This is a genomic window from Vibrio sp. QJM3NY_27 (assembly GCF_057785955.1).
Genome location: NZ_CM173512.1, coordinates 551,723 through 578,099 on the forward strand (window position 1 = coordinate 551,723; position 26,377 = coordinate 578,099).

Annotated in this window: 20 protein-coding genes; 8 read left to right on the forward strand and 12 right to left on the reverse strand. The window is 44.5% G+C overall.

Translation table 11 applies throughout. The features are described from left to right. Window positions 1–13 precede the first annotated feature (13 nt). On the forward strand, window positions 14–538 hold the full coding sequence (locus AC3CIA_RS18350; protein ID WP_488519466.1) for a GNAT family N-acetyltransferase: 525 nt from the start codon (window positions 14–16) through the stop codon (window positions 536–538). Between the two features lie 44 nt (window positions 539–582). On the opposite strand, the gene AC3CIA_RS18355 is transcribed toward AC3CIA_RS18350, so the two are convergent. Then, window positions 583–3,498 (reverse strand): alkaline phosphatase family protein, encoded by a 2,916-nt coding sequence (locus AC3CIA_RS18355; protein ID WP_488519467.1) that lies wholly within the window; start codon window positions 3,496–3,498, stop codon window positions 583–585. Between the two features lie 396 nt (window positions 3,499–3,894). Between AC3CIA_RS18355 and AC3CIA_RS18360 the strand changes: the two genes are divergently transcribed. Beyond that, complete coding sequence (locus tag AC3CIA_RS18360; protein WP_237298760.1) at window positions 3,895–6,576, forward strand: hypothetical protein; 2,682 nt, start codon at window positions 3,895–3,897, stop codon at window positions 6,574–6,576. A 116-nt stretch (window positions 6,577–6,692) separates the two neighbouring features. On the opposite strand, the gene manA is transcribed toward AC3CIA_RS18360, so the two are convergent. The 6 genes from manA to AC3CIA_RS18390 form a co-directional block, all read right to left on the reverse strand. After that, window positions 6,693–7,898: a mannose-6-phosphate isomerase, class I gene (gene manA / locus AC3CIA_RS18365; protein ID WP_488519638.1), complete on the reverse strand. Its 1,206-nt coding sequence runs from the start codon at window positions 7,896–7,898 to the stop codon at window positions 6,693–6,695. Window positions 7,899–8,193: 295 nt separating this feature from the next. Beyond that, window positions 8,194–9,534 (reverse strand): MFS transporter family glucose-6-phosphate receptor UhpC, encoded by a 1,341-nt coding sequence (gene uhpC, locus AC3CIA_RS18370; protein ID WP_488519468.1) that lies wholly within the window; start codon window positions 9,532–9,534, stop codon window positions 8,194–8,196. An 8-nt stretch (window positions 9,535–9,542) separates the two neighbouring features. Then, complete coding sequence (uhpB, locus tag AC3CIA_RS18375; RefSeq protein ID WP_488519469.1) at window positions 9,543–11,039, reverse strand: signal transduction histidine-protein kinase/phosphatase UhpB; 1,497 nt, start codon at window positions 11,037–11,039, stop codon at window positions 9,543–9,545. After that, window positions 11,039–11,647, reverse strand: a complete 609-nt coding sequence (gene uhpA / locus AC3CIA_RS18380; RefSeq protein WP_004732761.1) for a response regulator transcription factor UhpA — start codon at window positions 11,645–11,647, stop codon at window positions 11,039–11,041. The genes uhpB and uhpA overlap by 1 nt, the downstream gene beginning before the upstream one ends. A gap of 176 nt (window positions 11,648–11,823) precedes the next feature. After that, window positions 11,824–13,218, reverse strand: a complete 1,395-nt coding sequence (gene uhpT, locus AC3CIA_RS18385; protein ID WP_004732760.1) for a hexose-6-phosphate:phosphate antiporter UhpT — start codon at window positions 13,216–13,218, stop codon at window positions 11,824–11,826. Between the two features lie 404 nt (window positions 13,219–13,622). Then, entirely contained in the window at window positions 13,623–13,961 is a 339-nt protein-coding gene (locus tag AC3CIA_RS18390; RefSeq protein WP_488519470.1) for a DUF1840 domain-containing protein, read from the reverse strand. Window positions 13,962–14,294: 333 nt separating this feature from the next. On the opposite strand from AC3CIA_RS18390, the gene AC3CIA_RS18395 reads away from it, so the two are divergent. Beyond that, on the forward strand, window positions 14,295–15,485 hold the full coding sequence (locus tag AC3CIA_RS18395; protein ID WP_488519639.1) for a GGDEF domain-containing protein: 1,191 nt from the start codon (window positions 14,295–14,297) through the stop codon (window positions 15,483–15,485). Window positions 15,486–15,513: 28 nt separating this feature from the next. Here AC3CIA_RS18395 and AC3CIA_RS18400 read toward each other — a convergent pair whose 3' ends face one another. Continuing rightward, a complete protein-coding gene (locus AC3CIA_RS18400) occupies window positions 15,514–15,795 on the reverse strand; it encodes a hypothetical protein (RefSeq protein WP_054546126.1) in 282 nt (93 codons plus the stop codon). Between the two features lie 177 nt (window positions 15,796–15,972). Between AC3CIA_RS18400 and AC3CIA_RS18405 the strand changes: the two genes are divergently transcribed. Continuing rightward, entirely contained in the window at window positions 15,973–16,845 is an 873-nt protein-coding gene (locus tag AC3CIA_RS18405) for a pirin family protein (RefSeq protein ID WP_488519471.1), read from the forward strand. A gap of 230 nt (window positions 16,846–17,075) precedes the next feature. On the opposite strand, the gene ppnP is transcribed toward AC3CIA_RS18405, so the two are convergent. Then, a complete protein-coding gene (gene ppnP, locus AC3CIA_RS18410) occupies window positions 17,076–17,357 on the reverse strand; it encodes a pyrimidine/purine nucleoside phosphorylase (RefSeq protein ID WP_054546124.1) in 282 nt (93 codons plus the stop codon). A gap of 307 nt (window positions 17,358–17,664) precedes the next feature. Here ppnP and AC3CIA_RS18415 point away from each other — a divergent pair, with 307 nt between their 5' ends. Then, the gene (locus tag AC3CIA_RS18415; protein ID WP_004732753.1) at window positions 17,665–18,129 is read left to right on the forward strand and encodes a DUF2850 domain-containing protein; all 465 of its coding nucleotides are present in this window, start codon (window positions 17,665–17,667) and stop codon (window positions 18,127–18,129) included. A gap of 454 nt (window positions 18,130–18,583) precedes the next feature. Beyond that, window positions 18,584–21,124, forward strand: a complete 2,541-nt coding sequence (locus tag AC3CIA_RS18420; RefSeq protein ID WP_372244740.1) for a glycosyl hydrolase family 18 protein — start codon at window positions 18,584–18,586, stop codon at window positions 21,122–21,124. Between the two features lie 154 nt (window positions 21,125–21,278). On the opposite strand, the gene AC3CIA_RS18425 is transcribed toward AC3CIA_RS18420, so the two are convergent. Beyond that, entirely contained in the window at window positions 21,279–22,127 is an 849-nt protein-coding gene (locus tag AC3CIA_RS18425; RefSeq protein WP_237290032.1) for an alpha/beta hydrolase, read from the reverse strand. Window positions 22,128–22,320: 193 nt separating this feature from the next. Next, window positions 22,321–22,914, reverse strand: a complete 594-nt coding sequence (locus AC3CIA_RS18430) for a TetR/AcrR family transcriptional regulator (protein ID WP_054546122.1) — start codon at window positions 22,912–22,914, stop codon at window positions 22,321–22,323. A gap of 175 nt (window positions 22,915–23,089) precedes the next feature. Between AC3CIA_RS18430 and AC3CIA_RS18435 the strand changes: the two genes are divergently transcribed. After that, entirely contained in the window at window positions 23,090–24,046 is a 957-nt protein-coding gene (locus AC3CIA_RS18435) for an AEC family transporter (RefSeq protein ID WP_054546121.1), read from the forward strand. 122 nt (window positions 24,047–24,168) lie between these two features. After that, complete coding sequence (locus AC3CIA_RS18440; RefSeq protein ID WP_237290029.1) at window positions 24,169–25,209, forward strand: acyltransferase; 1,041 nt, start codon at window positions 24,169–24,171, stop codon at window positions 25,207–25,209. Between the two features lie 124 nt (window positions 25,210–25,333). On the opposite strand, the gene AC3CIA_RS18445 is transcribed toward AC3CIA_RS18440, so the two are convergent. Next, a complete protein-coding gene (locus AC3CIA_RS18445; protein ID WP_488519472.1) occupies window positions 25,334–26,212 on the reverse strand; it encodes a 6-carboxytetrahydropterin synthase in 879 nt (292 codons plus the stop codon). Window positions 26,213–26,377: the final 165 nt, after the last annotated feature.

Below are 26,377 nucleotides of genomic sequence, written 5' to 3' on the forward strand. Positions count from 1 at the left end.
GGCTTCTTCAATTATGTTACTGTTTGCTTATTCAAAGGCGTTTGATAAGGAAGCAATCAGAGTGGTAATAAAAGAAGAGAATATACAATTCCAGCTCGTTTCAAATTCTGAATTCGAAGAACGGTTTACGTGTGTTAAACAAAGTCTTTTCATACACGTCGATAGTGTTTTCGGTTGGGATGACGACTTCCAACGCCAACGACTTTTAAACGATTACCATCCCTCTTGGTTTCATTGGGTATACCTAGAAAAACAAAGGGTTGGGCTTGTGTGTTTTAAGCCTTATGACAACGCATACCATGTTCACCTTCTGATAATTTCCCATCAATACCAAGATCAGTCTCTTGGTAAAAAAGTCATGTTCCTCATACATAAGAGCGCCACGAAAGAGCGACGTGAGCAAGTCACGCTATCGAGCTTTAGAAGTAACACTCGCGCCATTCGCTTTTATCAGTCACTTGGCTATCAGGTTATTGATGACAGTGATAAAGATTTTGTGGGGATGGCTCTCAACCTAGCTAACTCTCAGTCTCGCTAACCATAGAGAAAATACAGATAGCGAGTAGGCAGAGAGCGTTTACTTTAGCGCGCGCTTGAAATATCTAATTTCTCAATCAACGACGGAAAACCCCAACCGTTCTCGCCTTCGACCACAGGTTCTCCGGTCAAATACTCAAACAGCGTTGGTGCTAAAGATCCATTAGCTTCGATTTTCAATTTCTGAGAGTTATCGCCAATTGGCGCTCCCCAGAATCCGATGAAGGCATCTTTCTCTAAGTAATCCTCACCAGCATGACGCCCTGGCACCTTGGTGTTGTAGCCAATTCCCGCTTTAGGGAACAAGTTAACCGTGCCAGCCCTATCTTCAAGGTAGATATTAGTCAGTTGATTCACTGAATCTGGTCGAGGTGTTGGTTGCGTTAATGAAGTCCACTCTGCACTGCTACACCACGTTGTCACATCCGCCTTAACCGCTCGGTTAATACACTTTTCGACCAATTGAGAATATTGTGAAAAATCAGCTTCGCTTGGTGATGCTAGGTATGGGTTTAACCTTTGCGTATTGAGCAAAATCGGCGCTCGGTTGTCTTCCAATGACTCATAGAAAAGCTTGTCACCTTCACGTGTGATCAATTCATCAACCCGTTTTAAATCACGGTTGCCAATCACACGAACAGCGCAACGTTGTTGATCACATGTGCTTTCTCTTACGACCATATAATCAAGACTTTCAGGCAAGCGTTGCGCTATCTGATTAATGATGTCTATGTTCTGACCAGCTGGCGCTGCAATCGGAGACCACTGCGTGAGTTCTTGGTAAACCGGCTGAACCTGCCACCCTTGAGCCGAATTAAAGAAGTCCATCATGAAGTTACCACCGGCAGTCGAGGCGACCACCACATCCAATTCCTTCGAGCTTGGGTAGCTTAGAGCATTGGTAATTTTAGGCCCTTCACCCTCGTCTGAAGATATCTTCTTAACCACAATTGGATACTCTAGCTCTGCTTGTAAGCCTTCAAATACCTGCTTTTCGGGATTGAGCGCGTAGAACACCGGCGTTAAACCATGATCCCCTGCCATGCCCCATAGCGTTTTATCGTAAACGCCGGCACTGCGGTAGGTCGCTTCAATCTGGCGAATCCAATAGTCCAGTCGGTTAAGCTCTCCAGTCGGCATCAGAATTTCGTCACTAAAAGGACCGGTAAAGTGCGCGAAGTGATCCGGCCATGGGTTATACACCAAGGTGTAGTCTGGCATCCCTTTTCCATCTAACTCGGCAAACTGAGTGATCGACTGTTTAACCTGAGCTCTCTTTGAAAACTTAGTGAAAAAATCAAAGCCAGATATAGACAGATACGCTTCAATATCTTCAATCAAGGCTTGACGCTTTTCTTGCAAAACCACTTCGACTTCTGAACGTTCTTGAAGCTCTTTAACGCAGCGTTTCTCACCATAATCACGCAGTGACTCACCCAAACCTAGGTTTACTAGCCCATCGTAAGTGGTGTGAGCATTCCAATCATATTGAGCGTTGCAATTCAACGTTTTCAGGTAATCAAGGCGATCAAACATGGTCTGCACCTTGTTGCTTGCCATCAACACATCCAACTGCAGGGCATCATTACCAAAGAAGTAATACGCTCGGTCGATCTCTCGGTCGACAAAGTGGAAATTAGGGATACCAGTGCCACCTTGCCCCGATACTTTCGCGCCCGTTTTAATGATAGGTAGATTGCGTACGCTGATCGTCGGAGTCGAAGAGATACCCACTCGGCTAATATTGTCTCGATGCTCTTGATAGAGTTTTTTGAAGAACGGAAGGTAATTCGGATCACGGTAGGTTTGTTCAGACAGAACTTCCATGAACCTCACCTGCTGTTGGTGTTCAGGCTCAATCACCGTTTCTAGCTGAGGTTTGTATTGCGCTCGGTTTTTATGATTTTGGTAAGCAACCGAGATGAAAGGCGCATTCTCATCGACCAAACCTTCGATCAATCCTTGCTGTAAACCATCGACGGTCACTTGGACCGCAAAGCGCTTGTTCTGTTGGGATTCTAAGAACTGAATGAGCGCGTCAGGCTGGTCACTGAACGCTTGCTGCATCCAATCATCGAGTGCTGCTGCGCGTTCTTCTTTAAACACAAATTGTCGGTAGGCTTTCAGCAAGTTTAAGCGCACAAAATCGATGAGCGTGATGGTGAGGGCTTGCGCTTTATTGTTCGGCTTATCGGCGTTTTCTGGTTTGCCATCTTCTGCAATCGCCAACATTGCAGATTTCATGTCACCGTCATCCATTCCCAATGCCGCTTTACCAATCAAATCAACGATGATTGGTTGAATCTGAGCGATGATCGCTAGATCTTCAGGGCTATTGGTTAAGTATGTGTAATTCGCAGGGAGCGTGTCCATATCCTGCCAAACACCAATTTCGAATAACGCGTCGTAGATAACCACCATGTTGGCAATGAACTGTTCATCGATACGAATACCTTCATGATGCCCCGTTGCTTCAGTCGAGGTATCTGGCTCGTGATGCTCTGAGGTTGGCTTATCTCCAACATGATAGAGGCTATGTTCAAAGCCCTTTAGCGCCTGCTCATCATAAACCGTCGACAAGTAAGATTTGAATACATCTTCACTGCCCAAGCCTGAATAGCGGTCGTAATAACTATAGAGAAAATAACCCAGAGGAATTGAGTACGTCGGGTTAGATAACTGAGCAACGACTCTGGCTTTTGTTTTGACATCTAAAGGGAGAGCGAGAATATACGCATCTAATGTAACTCCACCAATCGTGAAAAGAGCTGCATCACGAGTGAGTTTGGCAGAGTAACTTAGGCTTAAAAGCACCTGATTTTTCAACACTTCACTGGAGCTAAACACGCCACCAATGACGGGCGTTGTTGATATATCAGCGGCACTCGGACCTGACGCAACCGCCAACGATAAGACACTGAATAAACTGGCGTAACTGCGAACGTGAGAATAAGAGCTCATCAAATTTCCTTTAGATCAACACACTTCTATAAATACGACTTATTGTTTCAGTTTCAACTGATTAGTCAACCTACGGCCATCTCTAAAGGTTATACAGACAACCAATACCTATAAAATACATATACATCTATAAATAACAATCACTTAGCCAACCTACAATTGACAGGAACATCAATTACAAACACTAAACATTCACCATAGATATCACTCGCATATATAACTCAGCTAATTAGATATGTCTCTAGAATAAACACTCCTGCTATTTCTGCCACATACCGTTTTGATACATTTCTCATCAATGGCATTCAATTTATAAATAGTCATATTTATCAATGACATTCTCCCGATTGATTCCAGAGTAATAATTTTTATCAATAACTTAATAGGAGAACTAACATGAATGGTCAACGTTCACTGTTAGCAGTGGCAATAGCCCTAGGGATGGCAGGTTGTGGTAGCGATAGTTCAGATAACTCCGCAACTGATACTGGCGGTTCAACAGCAACTTCAGCGTCTTTAACAGCAAAAGCCGCTGATGGCTACTTGGTAGGAGCCAATGCGTGTTTGGATCTAAACAGTAATAAAGTTTGTGATAAGGATGAGCCAAGTGCCGTAACGGGTGACGATGGTTCGTTTACAATTGATAATCTAACTCAAGAACAACTTGAACAAGGTACTCTGTTGATCGAAGTGGTTGCCGGACAAACCATCGATACCGATAACCCAGGTGTCGTTCTAAGCAAGAGCTATCGCCTAACTGCCCCACCAAAATCGGAATTTATTAGTCCATTAACTACTCTCATTCAAAATGAAATCGAGAGTGGTTCTTCGTTAGAAGAAGCCAAAACAGCTATTCAAGAAAAGTTGGGAACCACACTCGACTTAACGCAAGATTATATCGAAGCCAAAAACAATAATGACTTAGCCGATTCACAAAAAGCGGCTTTTGAAAACCTACACCGCGTAGCTCAAGTTACCGCTTCAGTCATGGCTGAGAACACGGATGCGTTATCAGAAACGGCAGCGGGCGCCGGTATTTCTGTCGAGGCACTAACCGCATTAATTGCAGAGGAAGTAACACGAGTTCTCGACGAAGTCGTTAAGAATATTGAAGCCGCTGGTGAAAACTTCGACCCAAGCGATATTGCTGGCAGTATTAATCGCGATCATATCACCATTGATGACTCTAATCTCGAAGATAAAATTAAAGAAAATGAGGCAAATAAAGGCTCTAAGCAAGCCGACCTTGCGAAGCTTATCAAAACAGACGGTATCAATTGGTTTGGCGGCGATAATGACACTGGCAAAGATTTAGTGGTTGCCTATGGAACATTGAAGTCTGATTCAGATAACTCAGTGACCGAAACCAGTTATATTTATGATTACTTTGCTGAGCAATTTGTTGAGTTTGAATATACCCCTGACACAAATAACATGGTGTTAGGACAAAACGGTTGGGAAGCGAGCGATGATACCTTAACCAGCATTAAGCCGAACAAAGACGGCAGCTTAACTCTAGAATCTAGAAGCTCGATTTTTAGTGAAGTTGCTAGTGCCAAGCAATTAGATATCAGTGGGCTCAATGTTCGTTCCATCATGGATCAAACGGATGATGAAAACGTTTGGTCTAACATTATGCCAGTAGGTTTAAAATTCCCTGACAACACAACCGCATATAAATTGTCTGTAGAAGACATCAACGACAACATTTATACCTTTTACAAAGGTGATTGGTGTGCCGAGCACGCTCCGGATCGCTATGAAGCGCTCAATAACATGTGTAACGGCATTAGCGCCTTTAAGAATGGCAGCGATACATGGCTTGCCACTTTGGCATCGACCATTGCTGAAGATGAATCAGACCGTCATGACACAGCGTCTAACAATCATGCAGATTTAATTCCAATGGCAGGCATGGAAAGTGCTGAAATATTTGCACAGCTGCTTTCTAACGGCACCGTTGTTTATTATACAAGAGCATGGAATTTAGATTCTACATTCTCCAAATTGTCGGAACTCGGTTCGTGGAAAGATGAATCCGTAAATGGCGAGGTATTACGTCAAGTTACGATCCCTGAATCTATCCACTCGCAAGCTACATGGTCTAACTACCAAAAAGAAGATAACTCCGCTTACTTGTCTGTAGTCGAAGGCTTTGTACGTATTACCTACAAGGAAGTTGAAGATGCAGGCAGTGAGGCTTATGTTTTTGATGAAGCGACTAAGCAGTTCATTTTGGATAACGCATTAACACCACAACCTTTACACCCTCTCAACCTACAGGCTTGTCTTGACTCGCTGCCGGATGCTGAGTTCATTGCGACGGCTAATGACGTCACGGTTTACGATGTACAACGCACACCTATGTGGGATCAGGAGGCAAAAACACAGAACCTAACTTATGAGTTTACCTACTTGGGCGACACTTTCTCTTGGCTGAATGACGTTACGTTAGTCACTGGACTTCCAAGCTGGATTACTGACTTAGAAGGTAGCCTAGAAAAAACGCGTATCGATATCAAAGATTCGGAAGGTGCTTTAATGGGGTATGAGTACTCATATAGCTCTGAAGATCACTATCTAGGTCAAGAGGGCTTTAACTCTGATGACTCACTAGGTTGGGGGTCGGCTAAAGCAGCATTACCACTGACGATTACTGACAACCAAAAAATCATCAATCAAACGGTAGACTTTGGAACGTCAACTAACGCACCACTTGCCTCTCAGTTTGATTATTGGTATGACGAGATCAGCGGTGAATTCGGTGAAACTGAGTACCCTGGATTAAGAACCGTTTCTGTAGAGACTTCACTAGACGATATTATCTACGGACAACCTTACTTTCTACCCACTTTCAACTACCAAGAAACCTACCTAGGTAAAGAAGAAGTTACTGTGCCTGCGGGTACCTTTGCTGCATGTAAAGTAACAAGTGAGACACAATTCGAAAATGACGGACCTCGTGACACTCAAACAACATGGCTCACTAACCGAGGATCTATTAAGTCCGTTCGAGAGGAGTCCTCTTGGGGTATGTCGATTAATATGAAAGCAAAAAGCTTACCTTCTATTCAATAATCGTTAGATAATATGAACAAGCCAATATCTTATTGGCTTGTTTTTTTTCGTATTAGCTCTTTAAGCCAACATCTCCATTCACAAAACTTGGTAGCATTTCAAGCTCATCGCTTCCCCTAGTTAAACGCCCTAGCCACTCGTCCTTTACTGCTCAATTCGTAATGACCAATATAGGCTGGAATAAATACCGATTGTCCTTTAGTGAGGGTTAAGTGCTCGCCTTTCTCACTCACTAGCGTTAGATCATCGTCTATTGCCATTAAAATTTCAGCACCGCTTGTGATGACTTCTTCTTGCTGAGGGCGGTGAAAAATATTGAAATCAAAATCATTGACCGGGATATCATAGCTATCACATTGACCCAGTTTTGAGGGTGCTAATAATAAGCGTTCGAAGGGAATTGGCGTAAATTTTGTGCAGGCGACTAACTCAGCGACATCAATGTGTTTGGGCGTTAAACCTGCTCGCAGCACGTTGTCTGAATTCGCCATGATCTCGAGCCCAGTCCCCTTGATGTAAGCGTGCGGCGTGTTCGCATTCAAATACATCGCTTCACCCGGCTTTAGTGTGATCAAGTTAAGTAGCAGAACACAAAACAAACCGATATCGTTCGGGTACTGATGGCTAAGCTCAGTAACCAAGGCAAACTCAGCTTGATCTTGGTGAGCGGCTGCGTGAGTCAGAAGTTGCTCTAATGCTCGGTGTTTACGTTGGTCATTCAGCGTTAACAGATCGCGGAAAAACGCTTCTAAGCCAAGAGAGTCAATATTGTTACCAAACTCTTCAACCAAGCCAGCCAGCTCGCTCGAATCCAACTTTCTGAACAGACCTAATATTTCATCGAACTCTCGAAAGCCATTCATCGCTTGATATTCAGTGATCGCGTAAACCAATTCAGGTTTGTGGTTCGAGTCTTTGTAATTGCGATGCCCTGCGTTTAGGGGAATTCTTGCTTGCTCTTCTCTCGCAAAGCCAATTTCAGCTTGGCGCTTGTTTGGGTGAACCTGAACAGACAGCGCTTTTTCTGCTGCCAAGATCTTAAACAAGAACGGTAGCTCACCGAACTCCTGCGCAATATCAGTAGATAGATAAGCGGGTTTATTCTTGTTAATCAGCTCAGATAGAGGCACCAAATGTTGGTCAAGCTTGACCATTGAGCAGCCCTTCGGATGCGCTCCCATCCAGACTTCCGCTTGCGGCTCTTGTGACTCATTCTTAAAGCCAAACAGCTCACGTATCGAAGAAATACTCCCCCATGCATAATTTTGGATGGTGTTTTCCATTGGGAAAAATGAGTGTTCTGAGAAGTGGCTGAGTGACATGGCGTTTTCCATAGTGAGCCCTTTGAACATAATTCAGAGAGCTGATTTCTAATAACGTAAATAATTAGAAAGACTACAGAGAGCAGCTAGGACCCACATGAGATGAGGTCTTAGACGCAATAGGAAAAATTCTTAGAAACAGGTGAGATCGATGAAAAGCGTGAAAAGAGTCACATTTGAATATCACTAGTAGAAAGCGCTGAGAATAAGATAGCTGCTTGTATCGCACTGGTTACAGCAGCGATACAAGCAACAATACAAACACCAGCGACTATCTTGTTATCGGGAAGAGTCCTTAAAAGCCAGAGCGAACCTCTGCACTTTTCTGAGGCGATTGAGCTTGTAGGAAAGGCAGCAGCAGCAAGCCAATAACGGCCGCACAAGTAGAGATAGTAATGAAGAACCCACTCCAACCATAAGTTTCTAGAACGAGCGCTAATGGGTAACCAGAAAGTGCTGCACCCATGTAAGCAAACAAGCCAACAAAGCCTGTCGCCGCCCCAGCAGAGTCTTTGTGCGAGCATTCTGCCGCCGCCATACCAATAAGCATTTGAGGACCAAAAACAAAAAAGCCTACACAAAACAGCCCAGCAGCTTGAAACACAAAGTTGGTTAAAGGCATCAACCACAATGCAGAAACTGAAAGAAATATGCCGATGGCAAACAAGATGTTCATTGGACCGCGGTTGCCACCAAACAGCCTATCCGAGCCCCACCCAGCAACAAGTGAACCAACGAAACCGCCAATCTCAAACAGAGACAAGGCAGCGTTGGCGTTTATCAAACTGTAATTGTGTTCTTCGGTGAGGTATAAGTTACCCCAGTCGTTGACCGCCGTTCTTACGATGTAAACCAACACATAGCTAAAGGCGAGCAGCCAAATGTACTTATTGCTGAACACATAGGTTTTCAGGATTTCTCGATAGCTTAACCCCTGCCCATGGCTCTCTTGCGCCAATTCTAGATGGTCACTGCGCCACTTCCCTACCGTCGGAAGTCCCATGGTGGTGGGCTTATCACGTAAGCGCCAACAAACGATAAGACCGATAAATACACCAATCACACCCGGCCAGATAAACCCAGCTCGCCAACTGAATTGCAGCGTTAGATAACCCACGAGAATAGGAATGAGCGCCCCACCAACGTTGTGTGCTGTATTCCATATAGCCCAGCGAAAGCCTCTTTCGGAGCGAGAATACCAGGTCGTCAATAACTTAGAACACGATGGCCAGCCCCAACCTTGGAACCATGCATTCAGTACCCAAAGCGAGATAAAAGCCGCTAACGAACTCGAAAAGCCAAACGCGATATTGATCAAACCTGTCGCGATTAGGCCGAGCCCCATGAAGTAACGCGGGTTCGACCGATCCGATATCGTGCCTGATATAAATTTCGATAAGCCATAAGAAAGATAAAAGAGCGTGCCAATTAAGCCGATATCGCCTTTGTCCAAACCAAGGTCGGTGATCATGGCTGGCGCGGCATAATTAAAGGTTTTACGAGTGAAGTAAAAACCTGCATAGCCGACATACATTCCTATCATGATGTGGAGGCGCCAGTAGCGATAACTCTGATTGACTTCATCATCTGTTAGAGCATCACTCTTTGACGTTGTTGAGCGCAGAAATCCAAACATATTCGTTCTCACACTTTAGGTAATGTAACGCTGATATTGGTACCCGAAGATGAGCCATTAGCGTTGATTGTCATCTTGCCACCGAGCGCCTGAACACGCTCTTGCATACCACGAACCCCCATTCCTTTGAGAAGGTCTTGCGCTGTAAAACCAACGCCATTGTCTGAGATCCGAAGATAAGCCTGATCATCTAGAATCAGTTCAATTTTAATCTCGCTCGCACCGGCGTATTTATGGGCATTGTTTAAGGATTCTTGGCACAGTCGGAAGAGAGTGACCTTGAGCGTGTCACTCAAACACGAGTAATCACCTTGCCAATTTAACTGGATATCAACGCCGTGATCCGAAAACTCCATCTCTCGAATAAGCTGTTCCACAGAATCTTTTAGGTCAAGATCGTCCAACATCTTAGGTCTTAGTTTTGTGAGTAGGCGTTTGGTGGTGTCATAAACATTCAAAGACAACGACTCAATCGTGCCCGCACAACGAACGCTCATCTCAGCCGCGTCGACACGCTTAATAATGCTTGCTTGAGTGCGAATTGCCGTGATGTTTTGACCGATTTCATCGTGTAGCTCACGAGCAATGTCACGACGAACCGATTCTTCAGCCGTGATTAACTGACGTGAAAGATTTTGATTCCTGGAGAGCTCACTGCGCAATTTCGAATTGAGATCTTTTTGCTTTTGAACTGCAAGACCCAGCAATATACCAGTGATGGTTTGAGCGGAAAGAGATAAGAGTAAATCGGTAATTTCAAGTTTTGACGTTCCGCTATGAGCAGCAATCAGCGCAACACTGTTTAACAGGGTCGCGAGCAAAGCGCCTTGCCATCCGTAACGAACGGCCAGCAAGATAATAGGGATAGCCATACAGAATGGGGCGAAGCGCCTTAGTTCATCAGGCAAACTGGTTTGTATCAAAATACTGGCCACCAGCAACACACTGTATAAAGCGATGTGATGGATTTTGAACTCTACAATATTATGGATTAAGTAAGAGCTCAGTGGCGCCCACTTATTTTGGAATAGATAGTTCCAGACCAGATAACACATAGGCACCAGCATCAGTCCACCCGTGATACTCGCTAACCACACCATGTAAACGGCTGGAACATGAGAACCCACCACGGCAACGTTAATTGATGCGGTGACCATGATTAAGCTCGCCATCACTAACAAGTGACGATTCTGGTCACCAGAATAATAACGTTTGGCAATTAGAGTAGCTGGAATACTTAGTCCACTGGCGATTAGTATCGTCAGCCATTGGGGTTCATCCAGTAATAGAGCTAGGGCGATCGCGAGCCCCCACTCTGCAATATAGATAGCAGGCCAATAGTGAGTGCGAGTGTGCAGCGTCATTCCTAACCTGAGTGAGAATGGAAAAAGCAGAATGGCTAACTCAGGGTCATTAATGAAATAAAAGGCAATAACCCATAAACAAAACCATGCGCAGCCAGCCATAAAAACCCCACATAGGGAGGTGGCTAGATAGGAGCGCATTAGTACTGATCTTGAGTGAACAATTTGGCTAACTCAACGTTGTTCTTAACATTGAGTTTGTCCATGGCATTGGCACGGTGTACATGAACCGTTTTATGACTAACTCCTAACTCAACGGCGATAGATTTCACATCGAGCCCTGTTGCCAATAACTGGCACACTTCGCTTTCTCGACGGGTGAGTTGATTTAAAGAGGCTTTATTCTTCATTGGTGTCGCAAGCTTTATAGCGATATCAGGCGTGAGATAACAGCCACCATTTGCGCTCGTATGTACGGCTTGGATTAACTCATCTGGGCTGCAGCGCTTGCTGAGATAACCTTTGGCTCCTAACTCTAATGACTTCTCAACCATCGCCGGAGAGTCATGTACGCTCAGCATGATACTGGCAATGCCTGATGGAATTTCTTCCAATAAGCTCAAGCCACTTTCATCCTGCATTGAAATATCCAAGATAACGACATCAGGGTGACAACTTGGCAATCCGAGGCGCGCTTCTGCCGCAGAGTTGAATTCACCCACGACCGTAATATCAGTTTCAAGACTGAGTAACTGAGCAAAGCCCGAACGAACAATGACGTGGTCATCAACAAGCGCAACATTAATCATGATATTAACCAAAATTAGGAGTAAGAAAGAAAAATAGCCCCGACAGGAGCTATTTGATATTAAGTTTATTGATAGAGATGATACTGAATCGAACTAGCGATTGGTATGATCTCACGTGCTTTAATCAAATAAAGCACGTGAGACTAACTACCCGAAACTCTATTTACGAAAACTCGCTAGGCGTTTTGAGCCGCTAGGTGCATCTTCTTCGCGTGACGAATCTTCTTCTCTTCCGCAACCGCAACGAATAGCAGCAAAACAATACAAATAGCAGCAGAGGTATCCAATGCTGCGAATGTGCCTTTCCAACCCGTTAAGCCGAAAATAGGTGTGCCATCCGCAATCATACCGAGGCCAAGTTTGGCAAAGCTGTCACCAATTAGGTAAGCAAATGTACCTTTCACGCCGTCAGCAACACTGATTGCTTTCTTAGGTACAAAACCTACCGCAGCAACACCAATCAACAGTTGAGGACCGAACACTAGGAAGCCAAGTACGAACAGTGATGCTAGGTACATGAACTCGCTCGTTGCATTTTGGTAGAACTCTAGAGAGACAATAATCAGTCCAAGCGATACACAAGCAACTAAAGCACGGCGCCCGTTCGCAAGGTCTGATAAATAACCCCACATCAATGTGCCAACCAGTGCGCCGACTTCAAAAAGAGTAAAGCCTGAAATCGCCGTTTCTTTTGATAGACCTAGCTCTTGATACGCGTAAACGGTAGACCATTGATCGATACCGATACGAACAATGTATAAAAAGATATTCGCGAAGCAGAGCAACCAGATCACTTTGTTTTTTAGAATGTATTCAACAAAGATCTCTTTCTTGGTCATTTGATTTTCTTCAGCGATAGTATCTTCTTCGCTAATTTCTTCATCAAACAACTCTTCAACCGTACCTAGACCGTATGCTTCTGGAGAATCATTACCAAAACGCATGCCAATAAAACCCACCACAATCGCGATGATAGATGGGAAAACGAACATACCAATTACGTTGCCATCAAATAGGTAATTCGCACCAAACAGAGCAACACCAGCAGCACCAGCACCACCCACGTTGTGTGACATATTCCAAAGACCTAAATACGAACCACGCTTGTTACGAGGCGTCCATTTAGTGATCGTTGAGTAACTTGAAGGGCCACCCGTACTTTGGAAGAAACCACTCAATGCGTAGAAGGCAACCATCATGAATAAGCTAGCGCTGCCGCCACCCATACTGAAGCTGAAGCCCAACATGGCAATACCAGAAAGGACAAGCATGAATGGTAGGAACTGCTTGGTGTTTTTACCATCGGCGTAATAAGAAACGACGGTTTTACCGATACCATAAGTGATTGAGAAACCAAGACCGATAAGACCTAGATCCGTCATTGATAACCCATAAGTAGAAATCATGTCGTTTTGCGCGACATTGAAGTTCTTACGGATCAAATACATGGTTAGATAACCAATGAACACGACTAGGTAAGATTGTAGGAAGGGTTTAAACCACATTTTTCTTCTAGTTTCGACCGGAAGATCCAGTGTCGGTTTTCGAACCTGATCTAGGAACTTTAACATTGTGAACTCTCTTATTATTTATGAGGTCTGCACGGCATAATTGCGACCATGCATTCTTTGTTAGTTGACCGTGAAATAATAAAGAGTCTAAAAATCGACCGCATGAGAGAGGGTCTTAGAATAACTAAGAAAAATTCCTAGTTCAGAATTGGGAGTCAAGAAAGCGTGAACAGCATCACTTTGTTTACGGTCTGTTATGTATTGATATTACGATAACAAAAGTAACTCATTTCAAGGCTGATGAACTTTGTAAACGAACAGACACAAGTGACACACTTCGCCTAAAAAAAGCGCCAGTGTCGATTCATCACCATCAAACTCCATGACATGATCAATACTGGCTCAACATTCATTCCTATTAAAATAGATTCAATAGGCTTATTACGTGTTTTGCGCGAATCGTACTACAGTCGTTTACCGCTGCCGTCTTCCCACATCACTTCGCATTCATCCTTGATTGCCGCTTTCAATAGTTCGACTAGCGGAAAAGCTCGGCTACCGATCTTAACAGGCGCTTCAACAACCTCTTCTTCACTGTCGTCATCAGCATTTTCTTGCTCTACCGGTTTGCTCTGCTCAGCGGCGATCGCAGCACGTAAGTTGTTTAGCGCTTGAGGAACCTCTGAAGCATCAATCGCTCCTGGGATCGCGCCACTATGTCCAAGCATCTTAATGAACTGAAGACCGACCTCACCAAACATCGTGACGCTAGCATGAGCCTTGCAACTAAAGGTAATTAACATAATGAGCCTCTATCAAATTTAGGTATCTATAAACATTTAGCTATCTACAAACTATGTTGAGTAAATCATTGGAAAGCAAGTGGATAATAACTAAATCGCTTTTGCCAACTCGAACCTTGATTATCCTCCCTCTCGGACAAGCTTGCGCCGTCAGTGATACGCATCACTATTTACTATCGGTTGGGTGTTTTTAATATAAAACCTTGATAATAATCACACTAAATAGCCATCTAAGTATCCGCATAGCTTATTATTTAATCTACTATTAACTTCATTATCAAAATCTTTGGCACAAATCACATGAAAAGGCTGGTCGGCAGACATCTAGAAGAAATGGCGGACATACGATCCACCCGCAAGCAAAAGATTGTCCACTCCTTTTCACTGACTGCCGCTGCGTTATTCATTTTCTACACTTGGGCTTACTTCCAAGGCCAACATTACACACTATCGGTTTTCGAATTGTGTTTTGCACTGATCGCTATCTCCAATGCATTTTACGTAAGAAAAGTCATTAACCCTGAATATTCAGAATTGATTCTGAGTGGCGTTCTTCTAGTACAAGGGGTTATCCTATTCTTGTATAGTCACGCTATTCCCGACCGGATACTTTGGCTCTATCCGATTCTGGCAGCCGTCATTTTCATTAACGATTTCAGAATTGGCATTGTCTTCAGCACCTCATTTTGCCTATTTATCAGCATCTTAATTACGGCGATGCCCAACAACTTTTCTTTGCCATTTAACAACACACACAGATTTATTCTTAGCCTGTTTACCATGAGCTTGGTGTGTCACACATCCGCTTATTACTACACAAAAGCCGTCAGTTACATCCAACGCCTGTATAAAGAAGGCATTGAAGATCTCGCCTACAGAGACCAACTTACCGGATTGGCAAACCGCTGGAGTTTTGAGCGCTGGGCGGTAGAAAAGCTTGCGACAGTGGATAGTGAGCGATCACTTACGGCATTGGTCTTCTTAGATATTGATGACTTTAAAGGTATTAACGACAGCTACGGGCACGACGTAGGAGACAGTGTCTTACAGCACTTTGCTAATCGCTTGAGCAACAACATTCGAACCAGAGACAGAAAAAGCCATGAATACGATTATTCGATTGCGCGCTTTGCTGGCGACGAGTTTGTTTTGATGCTCTACGATGTACCAACTCGTAAAGATCTAGACGGTATTTTAGATAGGATTTGTGGGTTATTCGAAAGTGGTTGCCAGACAAACGAGAGAATAAAGGAGTTGACGCTCAGTGTTGGGGTGTCTTTGTATCCGCAAGATGCTCAAGAATTACATGAACTGACGAGATGTGCTGATAAAGCGATGTATGTCGCTAAGCACTCAGGAAAAAACCGATACGCTTATTATCACGACAATCCAGTATCGTCCTTGATAGAAGAACTACCGACGAATCTCACCTTCTCAGAATCGGATTCATCTGAGCTTGAAGATTGTCTTGAAGCAAAAGTCGAAGGGAACAATGTTACGCTGTTAAAAACGCGTCAACGTTAACCATTGACATCGCTTACTGCTAAGCGCGCTAACCTGCCATATACATAAGCCATAGGCTCACTAACCCGATCACAATAATCCATACGACTTGTCGTGTTCGGTTTGGGTTATTGCCTCTAGGTCTCACTACCGTTTTAAAAGCAGCTTGCTTAGCCGACTGAATAAACGGTGCTTCAATCTCACGTTTTTTCACGCGACGTTTAACAGCGCTGTTCGCAACCTCGGTAAAACGCTGCCCTTGCTCCGTTGTAAAGTCGTTATCAAAGCCCATCCGACCTTGCCTTTCGCCATGTTTTTGCTGTACTGCCATAGCGGCCTCCTTGGCGGTCTACTCTATATTGAGTATAGACATAATTTCATATTGTTACCTGTTCAAAATTATTGTTACCTGTTCAAAATTTTCGAATAAGTCACTCAACGCTATGCCATCTTCTTTTTAAATCGAATTACATAAACTACAGCTATTCAAGTTTATGAGGATTTCAAAATGACGAGTGTAAGAACAGTAGATCATGTGATTGCAGCACATGCTACCTCCGATGGTGATGGCGTCAAAATCCAAAGACTCGCTGGTTTCAATAACACGCGTTTCTCTCCATTTTTGATGATTGATGAACTTAAGTCGGATGAAAGCAAAGACTATGTTGGTGGCTTTCCTCCACACCCTCACCGTGGGATAGAAACGCTCACTTACATGCTCCAAGGTCACTTCCAACACAAAGACCACATGGGGAATATTGGAGAGCTACGCAGCGGTGGCGCACAGTGGATGGCTGCGGGTCGTGGTGTTATTCACAGCGAAATGCCGATGATGGAAGAAGGCGCACTGCACGGTTTTCAGATTTGGATAAACCAGCCTGCGTCACACAAAATGCTGCCCGCGCAATATCACGACTTCCAGAGTGAAAGCATTACAGAACACCAAAGTGAACAACGTGGTTTATTGAGAGTGATAGCCGGTGGGTTTGAACTGCATAACCAAACTAACGATGATTCAGAGGCTTTACGAGCGCAAGGTCCATTGCAGAAAACAGGTGTGCCATTAAGCGTTGCGGATTGGCGCTCTCATTCTGGGCAAAAAGTGACGTTAGGGACTAATGTTAATCACAATGCCATGACTTATGTGTACCGAGGCAGTATTAAGATCAACGACAAAGTGATCAAGCAAGGTCAGCTTGCCCTGTTAACAAAAGCTGAATTGTTGTCTTTAGAAAGCCTAGAAGATTCAGGTGTACTGATTTTTTCTGGTCAGCCGATTAATGAACCTGTTGTGCACTATGGTCCGTTCGTCATGAATTCAATGGAAGAGATTGAACAGACGATTCAGGATTACAACAACGGCGTATTTGAGACTTACTGATTTACAGATGTCTGTCTTTGAGCTTTGAGATTTGAATTGAAGATTGAAGATTGAAGATTGAAGATATTTTGCAACGAACAACGATTTGGTCATCCATTTGATGACTGCAAAAACAAGTGACACTATCCACTGCCGGTTACTATCACTTATTTAACCACGCTCTTAGAGCGTGGTTTTTTTCTATTAAATCAGAGACCAACGATGTCCTGATTAAACGAATTTAGAGCGAGTTACAGGTACTCACACAGGTAAGCTGTCGCTTCTTTTACCTGTAGGTCGAATGAAGAATCACCCGCAACGTCAAAAGACTCACCAGATTGGTATGTCGTCCAGTCATCATCGCCAACACGCTTTACAATTAAAGCACCTTTAACAACGGTCATCTTCTCTGGAGCCGCGGTACCGAATGTGTATTCGCCAGCCGCCATCACACCAACACTCACATCAGCGCCAGCTTGGTTAAACGCTAACGACTTAACGCCACCATCAAAGTATGTATTCTCTTTAATCATTGTACTTCCTTGTTATCTTCAAATTGCAATTATTGGACTCAACGAATGAGCCTATGCGTAAATCTAGGTGATAATTGTTTTAACCAATTCGAGACTGTCCTACAAGAAATAAATACGCATAGCTTAGGCATTTCTTGAATTCACTTTCATTGATAACGTAAATACCAAGGAATCAGGCAAAAAATCGCCAACGCAACCAAATTTATTGGAACATTCGATCCTGCTTCTAACTCTTATAACAATTTTTGCAAACTAAGGTTTTAGTTAATAGAATCTAAAATAATATCAGTGGGAAAATGAAGAGATAATGGCAAAAAAGTCGATCAAAAGCAGAGATTTATTTGCCAACTCGTTACTCTACAGCTTCCTATTAGCTGGTTTTATGATTGCCCTCACCGCGGGCTATTTTGCTTACCAAGCCCACCAACAATCTGTCAGCCCAAGTAATGTCTATGGCACATGGATAGAGATTGCAGCACCACCTTACAATACTGATACCCTGACACTTTCAGATAATGGTGTGATGATGAATCATCGCCTCATTGCTACCTCGTTTGATTTTGATGGCAAGATTGTCACGATCAGCACAGGCTCTGGAACCACCGTTTACACCATCAGTGGAACTTACGATTCTCCTCGCTTGAAGCGACTAGAGCCAAGCGTACCATCTCAGCAATTTATTAAAGAAGGCTACGAAGATACTGCAGCTGGTGATACCCACAGTGTTATGCAACAAAGACGCGCTTCCTTAGCTGAGCAATTCAAAAGATAATCCCCTTCTCAGTCTTCTTCAGTCGTCTAAATAATAGTCTTCTCCGTAAATAGTCTTCTCCGTAAAAAGTATTCTCCGCATCACTACTTTCATATTTACCTACCGATCTGCGCCGCTCACTCAACACACTTCGCTTTGTGATACTGCTTCAACTTGCGATATTTTCTTATCGTTTGTCGCATCTTTTCATAACTTCATGTCGTGGATTTTCACTTATGAGATTTTACTTCTGAAGGGCATTTTATTTTATAAAACATGGACTCAGCCTCTCACTCATTAAGCAACAGAATTGTAACGAGATACTATTTTTTAGTTGTCCATCGAAAACGGATTTATTTTCAGTTATAAAATTAAAACTCTCTCGAATACTGACTGGGAAGCTCCTTCAAAACTGACTGGAGCCGTTTATGGGGCCATTTGGTTCTCGTAACCTTCAAGGAATGAGAGAAAAAGTATGATTCGTATAAATACCTGTGCTGCGAGCATTGCTCTAGCGCTATCTGGTACAGCATTAGCTGCTCCAACAGCACCTAGCATCGACATGTACGGTTCCAACAACCTGCAGTTTTCCAAAATTGAACTCGCGATGGAAACCACATCAGGCTACAACCAGATGGTTAAATATCACGACAAAGCAAAGGTCGACGTCAAGTTCAACCAATGGAGCGGAACGTCAGGAAACACGTACAACATCTACTTCGATGGCGTTAAAGTGGCCACTGGCCCTATTACTGGCAGCCAAACTACAGCTTCATTCGAATACGGCCAAGGCGGCTTATTTCAGATGGAAATCGAAGCGTGTGACGAAACAGGCTGCGCCAAAAGTGCTCCTGCTCAGATCACGATTGCAGATACCGATGGTTCACACTTAGCACCACTTGCAATGAATGTTGATCCGAACAACAAGTCATACAATACAGACCCAAGCACGGTAGTAGGTACTTACTTTGTTGAGTGGGGTATTTATGGTCGTGATTACACCGTTGATAACCTACCCGCTGACAACTTGACCCATATCCTTTATGGCTTCATCCCAATTTGTGGTCCTAATGAATCAGTAAAATCGGTAGGCGGCAACAGCTACAACGCACTCATGACAGCCTGTCAGGGTGTAAACGATTACGAAGTGGTGATTCATGACCCTTGGGCCGCTTTCCAAAAGAGTTTCCCGCAAGCTGGTCACGAATACAGCTCACCTATCAAGGGTAACTACGCAATGATGATGGCGCTAAAACAGCGCAATCCAGACTTGAAAATCATCCCATCAATTGGTGGTTGGACACTGTCTGACCCGTTCTTCGATTTCACGACTAAAGCCAACCGCGACACGTTCGTTGCATCGGTTAAGAAATTCCTCAACACATGGAAATTCTACGACGGTGTCGATATCGATTGGGAATTCCCTGGTGGAGGCGGTGCTGCTCCCGATCTTGGTGACCCTGTGAATGACGGCCCTGCTTACATTGCATTGATGGCAGAACTGCGCGTTATGTTGGATGAGCTAGAAGCGGAAAACGGTCGTACTTACGAGCTCACATCTGCGATCGGTGTTGGTCACGACAAGATTGAAGACGTGAACTACGGCGATGCTATCCAATACATGGATTACATCTTCGCAATGACTTACGACTTCTACGGCGGTTGGAACAACGTGTTAGGTCACCAAACAGCACTAAACTGCGGTAACTTCATGCGCCCTGGTCAATGTGATGGCACAGGCCTTGATGAAAATGGCGAACAATACACTGGCCCAGCTTACACCACAGACAACGGCATCCAATTGCTGCTTGAGCAAGGCGTTCCTGCGAACAAACTTGTGGTTGGTACAGCGATGTACGGCCGTGGTTGGGAAGGCGTATTACCATCATCACTTTCAGATCCTAATGATCCAATGACTGGCGTAGGTAATGGCAAACTGACCGGCAGCTCTGCTCAGGGTGTATGGGAAGATGGCGTTATCGATTACAAAGGCATTAAAGCGAACATGCTTGGTGCAAACAACCAAGGCATCAACGGCTTTGAATATGGTTACGACGAAATGGCAGAAGCGCCTTACGTTTGGAACCGTACTTCGGGCAAGCTGATCACATTTGATGATGACCGCTCAGTAAAAGCAAAAGGCGCATACGTTCGTAGCCTTGGTCTTGCGGGTTTATTCTCTTGGGAAATTGATGCGGATAACGGCGATATCCTGAATGCGATGCATGAAGGTCTAGCAGGTGGAACTACTGACCCTGTAAACCGTAAACCAACCGCAGCAGCGGGCGCAGACCAATCGGTTGAAGGCCCAGCTTCTGTTTCTCTAGACGGTAGCGTTTCAAAAGACAGCGACGGCACGATTGCAAGCTACGCTTGGTCACAAGTAAGCGGAACAGCCGTAACTCTGGCCAACGCCAATGCTGCAGTTGCAAGCTTCGATGTGGTTGAAGTCGCTCAACAAGAAGTACTCACGTTCAGCCTAACGGTAACTGACAACGAAGGTGCTACTGCAACTGACACCGTTGTTGTAACGGTAACTCCTAAAGACACAGGCCCAGTCAATACAGCACCAGTTGCTGTGGTTACGGCTCCGTCTGAAGTTAATGCGGGTGATGTAGTCGTGGTTGATGCTTCGGCTTCGAGCGATGCTGACCAAGATACATTGACCTTCACGTGGGATGTGCCTGCTGGTATTGATGCTACGGTTCAAGGTTCTTCAGTGAGCTTTGTCGCGGCGGAATACACGCAAGATACGACGCTGAACTTCTCTGTAACGGTCAGCGATGGCACTGATACATCGGTAGCGGCTACTTCAGTGAACGTTCTTAAGAAAACCACAGGCGGCGGTACGTGTACTAACGCTTGGGATTCAAGTGCGGTCTACACTGGCGGCGACCAAGTGACTCAAGGCGGTAAGGTTTGGGAAGCGAAGTGGTGGACAACAGGTGAAGATCCAACAACGACAGGCCAATGGGGCGTGTGGAAAGAGATCGGCCCTGCAAACTGTGCAAGCTAAAAATAGGGTTTAGCTAAACGCTAACTAAGCGTCGACTAAACACCTAAAAGCAAGGCCAACCAGATAATGTCTGGTTGGCCTTTTTATTTATGTTTTCTGAGCTTTGGGCTTACGATCTTTTTATTGGTGTTCTACTGACTTGCGATCGTTGGACTTAGCCAATTAAGTTATCAAAGCTCTCGAATACTTGTGGGCACTTCATCACTCGCCCGTGACCTTGGCCTTGAGTCGCAATCAAGGTAACTCGACCCATTTCATTAGCTGCACGCTGAGACACATCAAACTTAGTAAACTTGTCTTGCTCATCATGAACAATGATCGTCTGAGACTCACGAAGCGCCAGCTTTCCATAAGGATCGACAGACTGAATTGGGTAATTAAACTGCTCTTCCACTTCACCTACTACCGCCTCAAACAGCTTCATTGAGTAACCAGAACGCGCAACGCTGCCAAATAGGTTTTCTAGATAATCCAACACAGGTGCAATGAGCAATAACGGCTTGCTTTCCAATTTAACGTGCTTACATTCCAACGCAGAAGCGGTACCCATGCTGTGACCGACCAAACCTGCCACTTCACCCACCGAATCGAGAACAGCTTCCAAACCATTCACAAACGCTGGGATATGACCATGTACGCCATCACTGCCACCATGAGCAGGGTGGTCGTAAGCCATTGCAGTAAAGCCTTTAGCAGCGATGTGTTCCATTAAAGGAAAGAACTGACTCGCGGTGCCTGACCAACCGTGGGTAAGCACCCAAACTGGACCAGTACCCAGAGAATACGTTTTTATAACGCCATCACGACCTTCGATTTCACTCTTGATAAGCCCTTGCGGATCTGCATTTTTTTGCTCGGTACGCATCGGAGTGAGCAGCAGTTTACGTGCCGTTTTCTTTGCATGACTTGGCGCTAAAATGTAGTGCAAATTAGTTGTTGCGCCAATTAAGCTGCGCTTGAAGCTAAATTTGTTCGATGTATTGAAATAGATTTTGTCACTCATGACCGTTCCTTGTATCGCCATCATTATTGGCGGATCGAGCTCGGCCCTAAAAATCGAACGACCGTGCTATTTGTTGATATAAAAAATGGCGCTACTGCGATTTATCATCGCTTACCACCACTTATCTAAAATTTTGTTGTAAACCTTACTTCAGCAAGACTCACATGATTTGCGAGTTAACCTGCTGTATGTATTAAACCGCTTTCCAACTGGCTACCAAGCGCTCTACACCACTCCAAAAATGCGTGTGGCTGGCTTGTTGGCCTCGTAATGAGTAGAACAAGTTCGCGCTTAAGTAGAGACCGTACAACTCGAAGGTTGCCTGTTTCGGGTCTAAATCGGCTCTGAATTGTTTGCTCTCAACCGCTTTTGCTACCTGAATCGTCAAGTAGTCAATCCACACTGAAATGGTTTTCTGCAGTGCCTTCTGAATCACAGAGGTTTCGCTGCCTGCATCTTTCCAAGCGTCAATAAACATGCAGCTGCCTTGGAACGAATGGTTCCAGCCCAGCCAGTTATCGAGCAGTTGTTTCAGCTTAGCTTCAATATCACCGTCGCCCAACTCTCTCGCCGGAATGATGACTCTTTCAGTGAATATGGCATTGGAATATTCGAGTACAGAGAGTTGCAGGTTCTCTTTAGAGTTGAAGTGCGCAAACAATCCACTCTTAGACATACCACACTGCTTGGCTAATTCGCCAATCGTCAAACTCTCAAGACCATTCTCACTCGCAAGTGAAAATGCATGGCTCAAAATATACTCTTTGGTTATCTTTCCTTTGCTCATTATTCACCAATAATAAATCTGATGCTTTATTTTTAGCACGTTCGTACTTTTTTTCAAGTTTTTTACTTAACCCTTGGTATTCATTTTGTATTATCAAAGAATTGTGGAAAAATGCGACAGTATTCAAAGGAATTTGAGCTAACCGATTATTGAGTTTAATAACTAGGGAAAGAGAATGAACACACTTTGGGAACAGTTTGCGTTTTCGGCTTCGGTGACAGGCCCCATCTGTTTAATGCTGTTTCTTGGTGTCATGCTCAAGCGAATCGGCTTAATCAATGACAACTTCATTGATGTCGCATCCAAGGTCGTGTTTCAAGTCACCCTGCCTGCAATGCTGTTTTTGAGCATTGTTCAGTCTAACCACGACTTTGCCGCAAGTGGAAAGCTTGTCATTTTTGGCTTAGTCGCCAACCTAGCCTTCTTCGTATTCACCACAGTAAGCACCAAAATAGCCTTTAAAAAGCCTCAAGACCAAGGCGTCATAGTACAAGGTGGCTTTCGTGCCAACACTGCTATTATCGGGCTTGCTTATGTTGCCAATATATACGGCAACGACGGTGTCGCGCTCGCTGCACTTTATGTCGCCTCGCTGACGGTTCTCTATAACATTCAGGCAGTTATCGCGCTCACCCCGAAAGGTCAAGAGTCGGGTGACAAAGCCATTCAAGTGATTGTTAAAACTCTCACCAAAAACCCTCTTATTATATCGATCGCTATGGGTGTTTTGTTCTACTTACTATCGATTCCAGTACCGAAAATGGTGACAGATGCAGGGCAGTATTTTGCCAATATGACGTTACCATTAGCCCTGCTATGTACTGGAGGGTCGCTTGATATACGCTCTCTGAAAAAAGATAAAGGCCCAACTTGGTTCTCTACGGGATACAAACTGGTTTTGGCTCCGCTACTGATCACTCTAGCTGCCCTGTTCTTCGGTTTTAGAGGGTTAGATCTTGGTCTTATTTTCTTGATGAGCGCAGCGCCAACCGCAGCTGCAAGCTATGTTATGGCGCGTGCGATGGGTGGGAACTCCACATTGGCCGCCAATATTATCGCGCTAACCACTGTCGTTTCGCTTATCACTTGCACACTTGGCATATTTGCATTAACTGCAATGGATTTAATATAGCTGCGACAGGCTTCAAAAAATCAATATAAGCCTTAAGTCAAAGGCCTCCAGCTTTGATTTAGGACTAACTGATTCCACATAAAGACTGTTAGATTTTACGAAATTTTTCTTAGAGATCTGATATGTCTTCCGTTCAACATACGCCTTCACAGCGCATCGCCAGTATCGAGTTGGGTCGAGTGATTGCTATCTTGGCGATCATTGGCTTACACGGCCAAATGGCACTTACTTATTGGCAAATCGATGAAGTGCCATGGATTGGTTATGTGCTTAACCAAGTCGCTCGCTTCGCCGTGCCTCTGTTCTTTCTGATTTCCGGCTATCTGATCCAACCCAAGCTCACAGCGTCGCCTTGGACAACCTTCATCAACTACTCCAAACCACTACTCAAAGTTTGGTTGGTATGGAGCGTCATCTGCCTAGTCATGCCATTTAATCTCGCTAAGGTTGAAGAATTGGGTTACTTAGGCGAACGCCAAGGCTACTGGGGCTTTTTAATGAACACCCCGCTCAACTCTTTCTTAGAGGGTGGGCTGGTTCACTTGTGGTTTATTCCAGCCCTTGTTTGCGCAGTGTTGGTCATCGCTTTATTGGTTGAGTTGAAGCTCAACAAACTTCTATTACCGATAGCCATAGCGCTCTATGGCTATGGTGTTTTGGCAGGAAGCTACGCAACGCTGACCGGATTAGAAGCCCCCTTCTTCACGCGTAATGGCCCGTTCTTTGGCACGTTAATGGTGACCTTAGGTTTCCTTATTCGTCAGAATCAATGGAAGGTGTCATCAACTAAAGCGTGGGGGTTATTAGCGTTAGGCATGTTGATTCACTTTGCTGAGGCGGCATGGCTCACCACGTTCGACGTCGGATTCAACATGAATGATTTCTTGTTTGGCACGGCGCTATGGGGGATGGGCGTGTTCATGTGGCTTTTAGCAAATCCAAACATGGGTAACTACGCTTGGGTTCGTGCCATTTCGAATCGTATGCTGGGTATCTACGTAAGCCATTTACTGATCATTATTGTGTTGTTCAATGTCTGTGGAGTCTTAGGCATTACGGAATTGGCAAAAGACGTTACGGTATTTTTTGGCACCGTATTGTTGAGTTTCTTGTTGGTCGTTGGGATCGAAAAAACGCCACTGCGACGCGTGCTACTTCGCTAGTCTTTATGCCTAAAACTATCCGCTAAATCAATTTTAAAGAGCCACAAAAAAGAAAGGCAAGATAACTTAATATCTTGCCTTTCTTTCATCATATTGGAACCGAGATTATCTCACTCGTGAGGTGCTATAGGAACGCCATCGCACCTTTACCGACCCCTTCATAAGCGACGATCTGTAGTGATTGGTTCTCTGCTAGGCTCGGCTCAACTTGATCCGCAATATAGCCTGCCAGTAATTCTACTGTGGTATCTGTCGGCAAAATCTCTGTTTCACTCTTAGCAATCGCTAGCTCAAATTCACCTTGAGGCGCCGTGTAGCGGAAGCCATAGTGGCTTTCATCATTAACGCTTTGCGCGTGTTCACTCAGATTAAGTGATGAAACTGAAACTTGGTCTTCTTTAGAACCTAAATAAATGTCTTCCCAGCGCTGAGCAAACGCCTGTTCGCGTTGTTCGTCACGCTGACCATCAACCAAGATTTCGACTGGAGAACGGTGGCCATGTGCGATGCGTTGGCAGTTGCCATCATGCTTTTTCAAACCATGGGTATAGTGGTAAAACGCGCCATTAATGTTCTCATGACGTAGGGTGATCTCTAACCCAGTGACGTTACTTGGAAGGTTATCACGCATAATATGATAAACATGAGCGGTCACACTCTCGATGGTGATCGCCTCTGCATCAATCAGACAGTATGCTTCGTCAGGGCAATGTAGGTAGAGACTCTTGTCACCACGCAACACATCAACCTTAGAGTAGCCCGCTTTGCTCGCTTGAAGAACAACTGCAGCGCTTTGCATCGGCAGTAGCAAACGGTGATCAACGTGCTCATCAACGAGGTGTTTGATCTGCTTTTTGACCTTGCTAAAATCCAGCACCATGCTCATTTCATTAAGTTCACCAGACATGGTGACATCTAAAATCCAACTATCTCCTACGACCCCTCTGTGTTCACAGATGTATGAAGAATCGATAACGGTAAGGTCTCTTACAAATAGGTTCAAGTTGAACTCCTTAATACTTTAATGAGATACGGGAGGCTGAATAATGTCCAGCAGGCACTTCGTCTCATTGGTGTCTAGATAAAATAGGACGAGCAGGATGTTACGACAAGCTCAAAAAGTCCACCTTTTTAGACCCTCTTTTGAGAAAAGAACAAACTCTGCACA

Coding starts and splice junctions, on each gene's coding strand:
- AC3CIA_RS18350 (WP_488519466.1), top strand. CDS start 14: ATGTTACTGTTTGCTTATTCAAAGGCGTTTGATAAGGAAGCAATCAGA.
- AC3CIA_RS18355 (WP_488519467.1), bottom strand. CDS start 3,498: ATGAGCTCTTATTCTCACGTTCGCAGTTACGCCAGTTTATTCAGTGTC.
- AC3CIA_RS18360 (WP_237298760.1), top strand. CDS start 3,895: ATGAATGGTCAACGTTCACTGTTAGCAGTGGCAATAGCCCTAGGGATG.
- manA (WP_488519638.1), bottom strand. CDS start 7,898: ATGTCACTCAGCCACTTCTCAGAACACTCATTTTTCCCAATGGAAAAC.
- uhpC (WP_488519468.1), bottom strand. CDS start 9,534: ATGTTTGGATTTCTGCGCTCAACAACGTCAAAGAGTGATGCTCTAACA.
- uhpB (WP_488519469.1), bottom strand. CDS start 11,039: ATGCGCTCCTATCTAGCCACCTCCCTATGTGGGGTTTTTATGGCTGGC.
- uhpA (WP_004732761.1), bottom strand. CDS start 11,647: ATGATTAATGTTGCGCTTGTTGATGACCACGTCATTGTTCGTTCGGGC.
- uhpT (WP_004732760.1), bottom strand. CDS start 13,218: ATGTTAAAGTTCCTAGATCAGGTTCGAAAACCGACACTGGATCTTCCG.
- AC3CIA_RS18390 (WP_488519470.1), bottom strand. CDS start 13,961: ATGTTAATTACCTTTAGTTGCAAGGCTCATGCTAGCGTCACGATGTTT.
- AC3CIA_RS18395 (WP_488519639.1), top strand. CDS start 14,295: ATGGCGGACATACGATCCACCCGCAAGCAAAAGATTGTCCACTCCTTT.
- AC3CIA_RS18400 (WP_054546126.1), bottom strand. CDS start 15,795: ATGGCAGTACAGCAAAAACATGGCGAAAGGCAAGGTCGGATGGGCTTT.
- AC3CIA_RS18405 (WP_488519471.1), top strand. CDS start 15,973: ATGACGAGTGTAAGAACAGTAGATCATGTGATTGCAGCACATGCTACC.
- ppnP (WP_054546124.1), bottom strand. CDS start 17,357: ATGATTAAAGAGAATACATACTTTGATGGTGGCGTTAAGTCGTTAGCG.
- AC3CIA_RS18415 (WP_004732753.1), top strand. CDS start 17,665: ATGGCAAAAAAGTCGATCAAAAGCAGAGATTTATTTGCCAACTCGTTA.
- AC3CIA_RS18420 (WP_372244740.1), top strand. CDS start 18,584: ATGATTCGTATAAATACCTGTGCTGCGAGCATTGCTCTAGCGCTATCT.
- AC3CIA_RS18425 (WP_237290032.1), bottom strand. CDS start 22,127: ATGAGTGACAAAATCTATTTCAATACATCGAACAAATTTAGCTTCAAG.
- AC3CIA_RS18430 (WP_054546122.1), bottom strand. CDS start 22,914: ATGAGCAAAGGAAAGATAACCAAAGAGTATATTTTGAGCCATGCATTT.
- AC3CIA_RS18435 (WP_054546121.1), top strand. CDS start 23,090: ATGAACACACTTTGGGAACAGTTTGCGTTTTCGGCTTCGGTGACAGGC.
- AC3CIA_RS18440 (WP_237290029.1), top strand. CDS start 24,169: ATGTCTTCCGTTCAACATACGCCTTCACAGCGCATCGCCAGTATCGAG.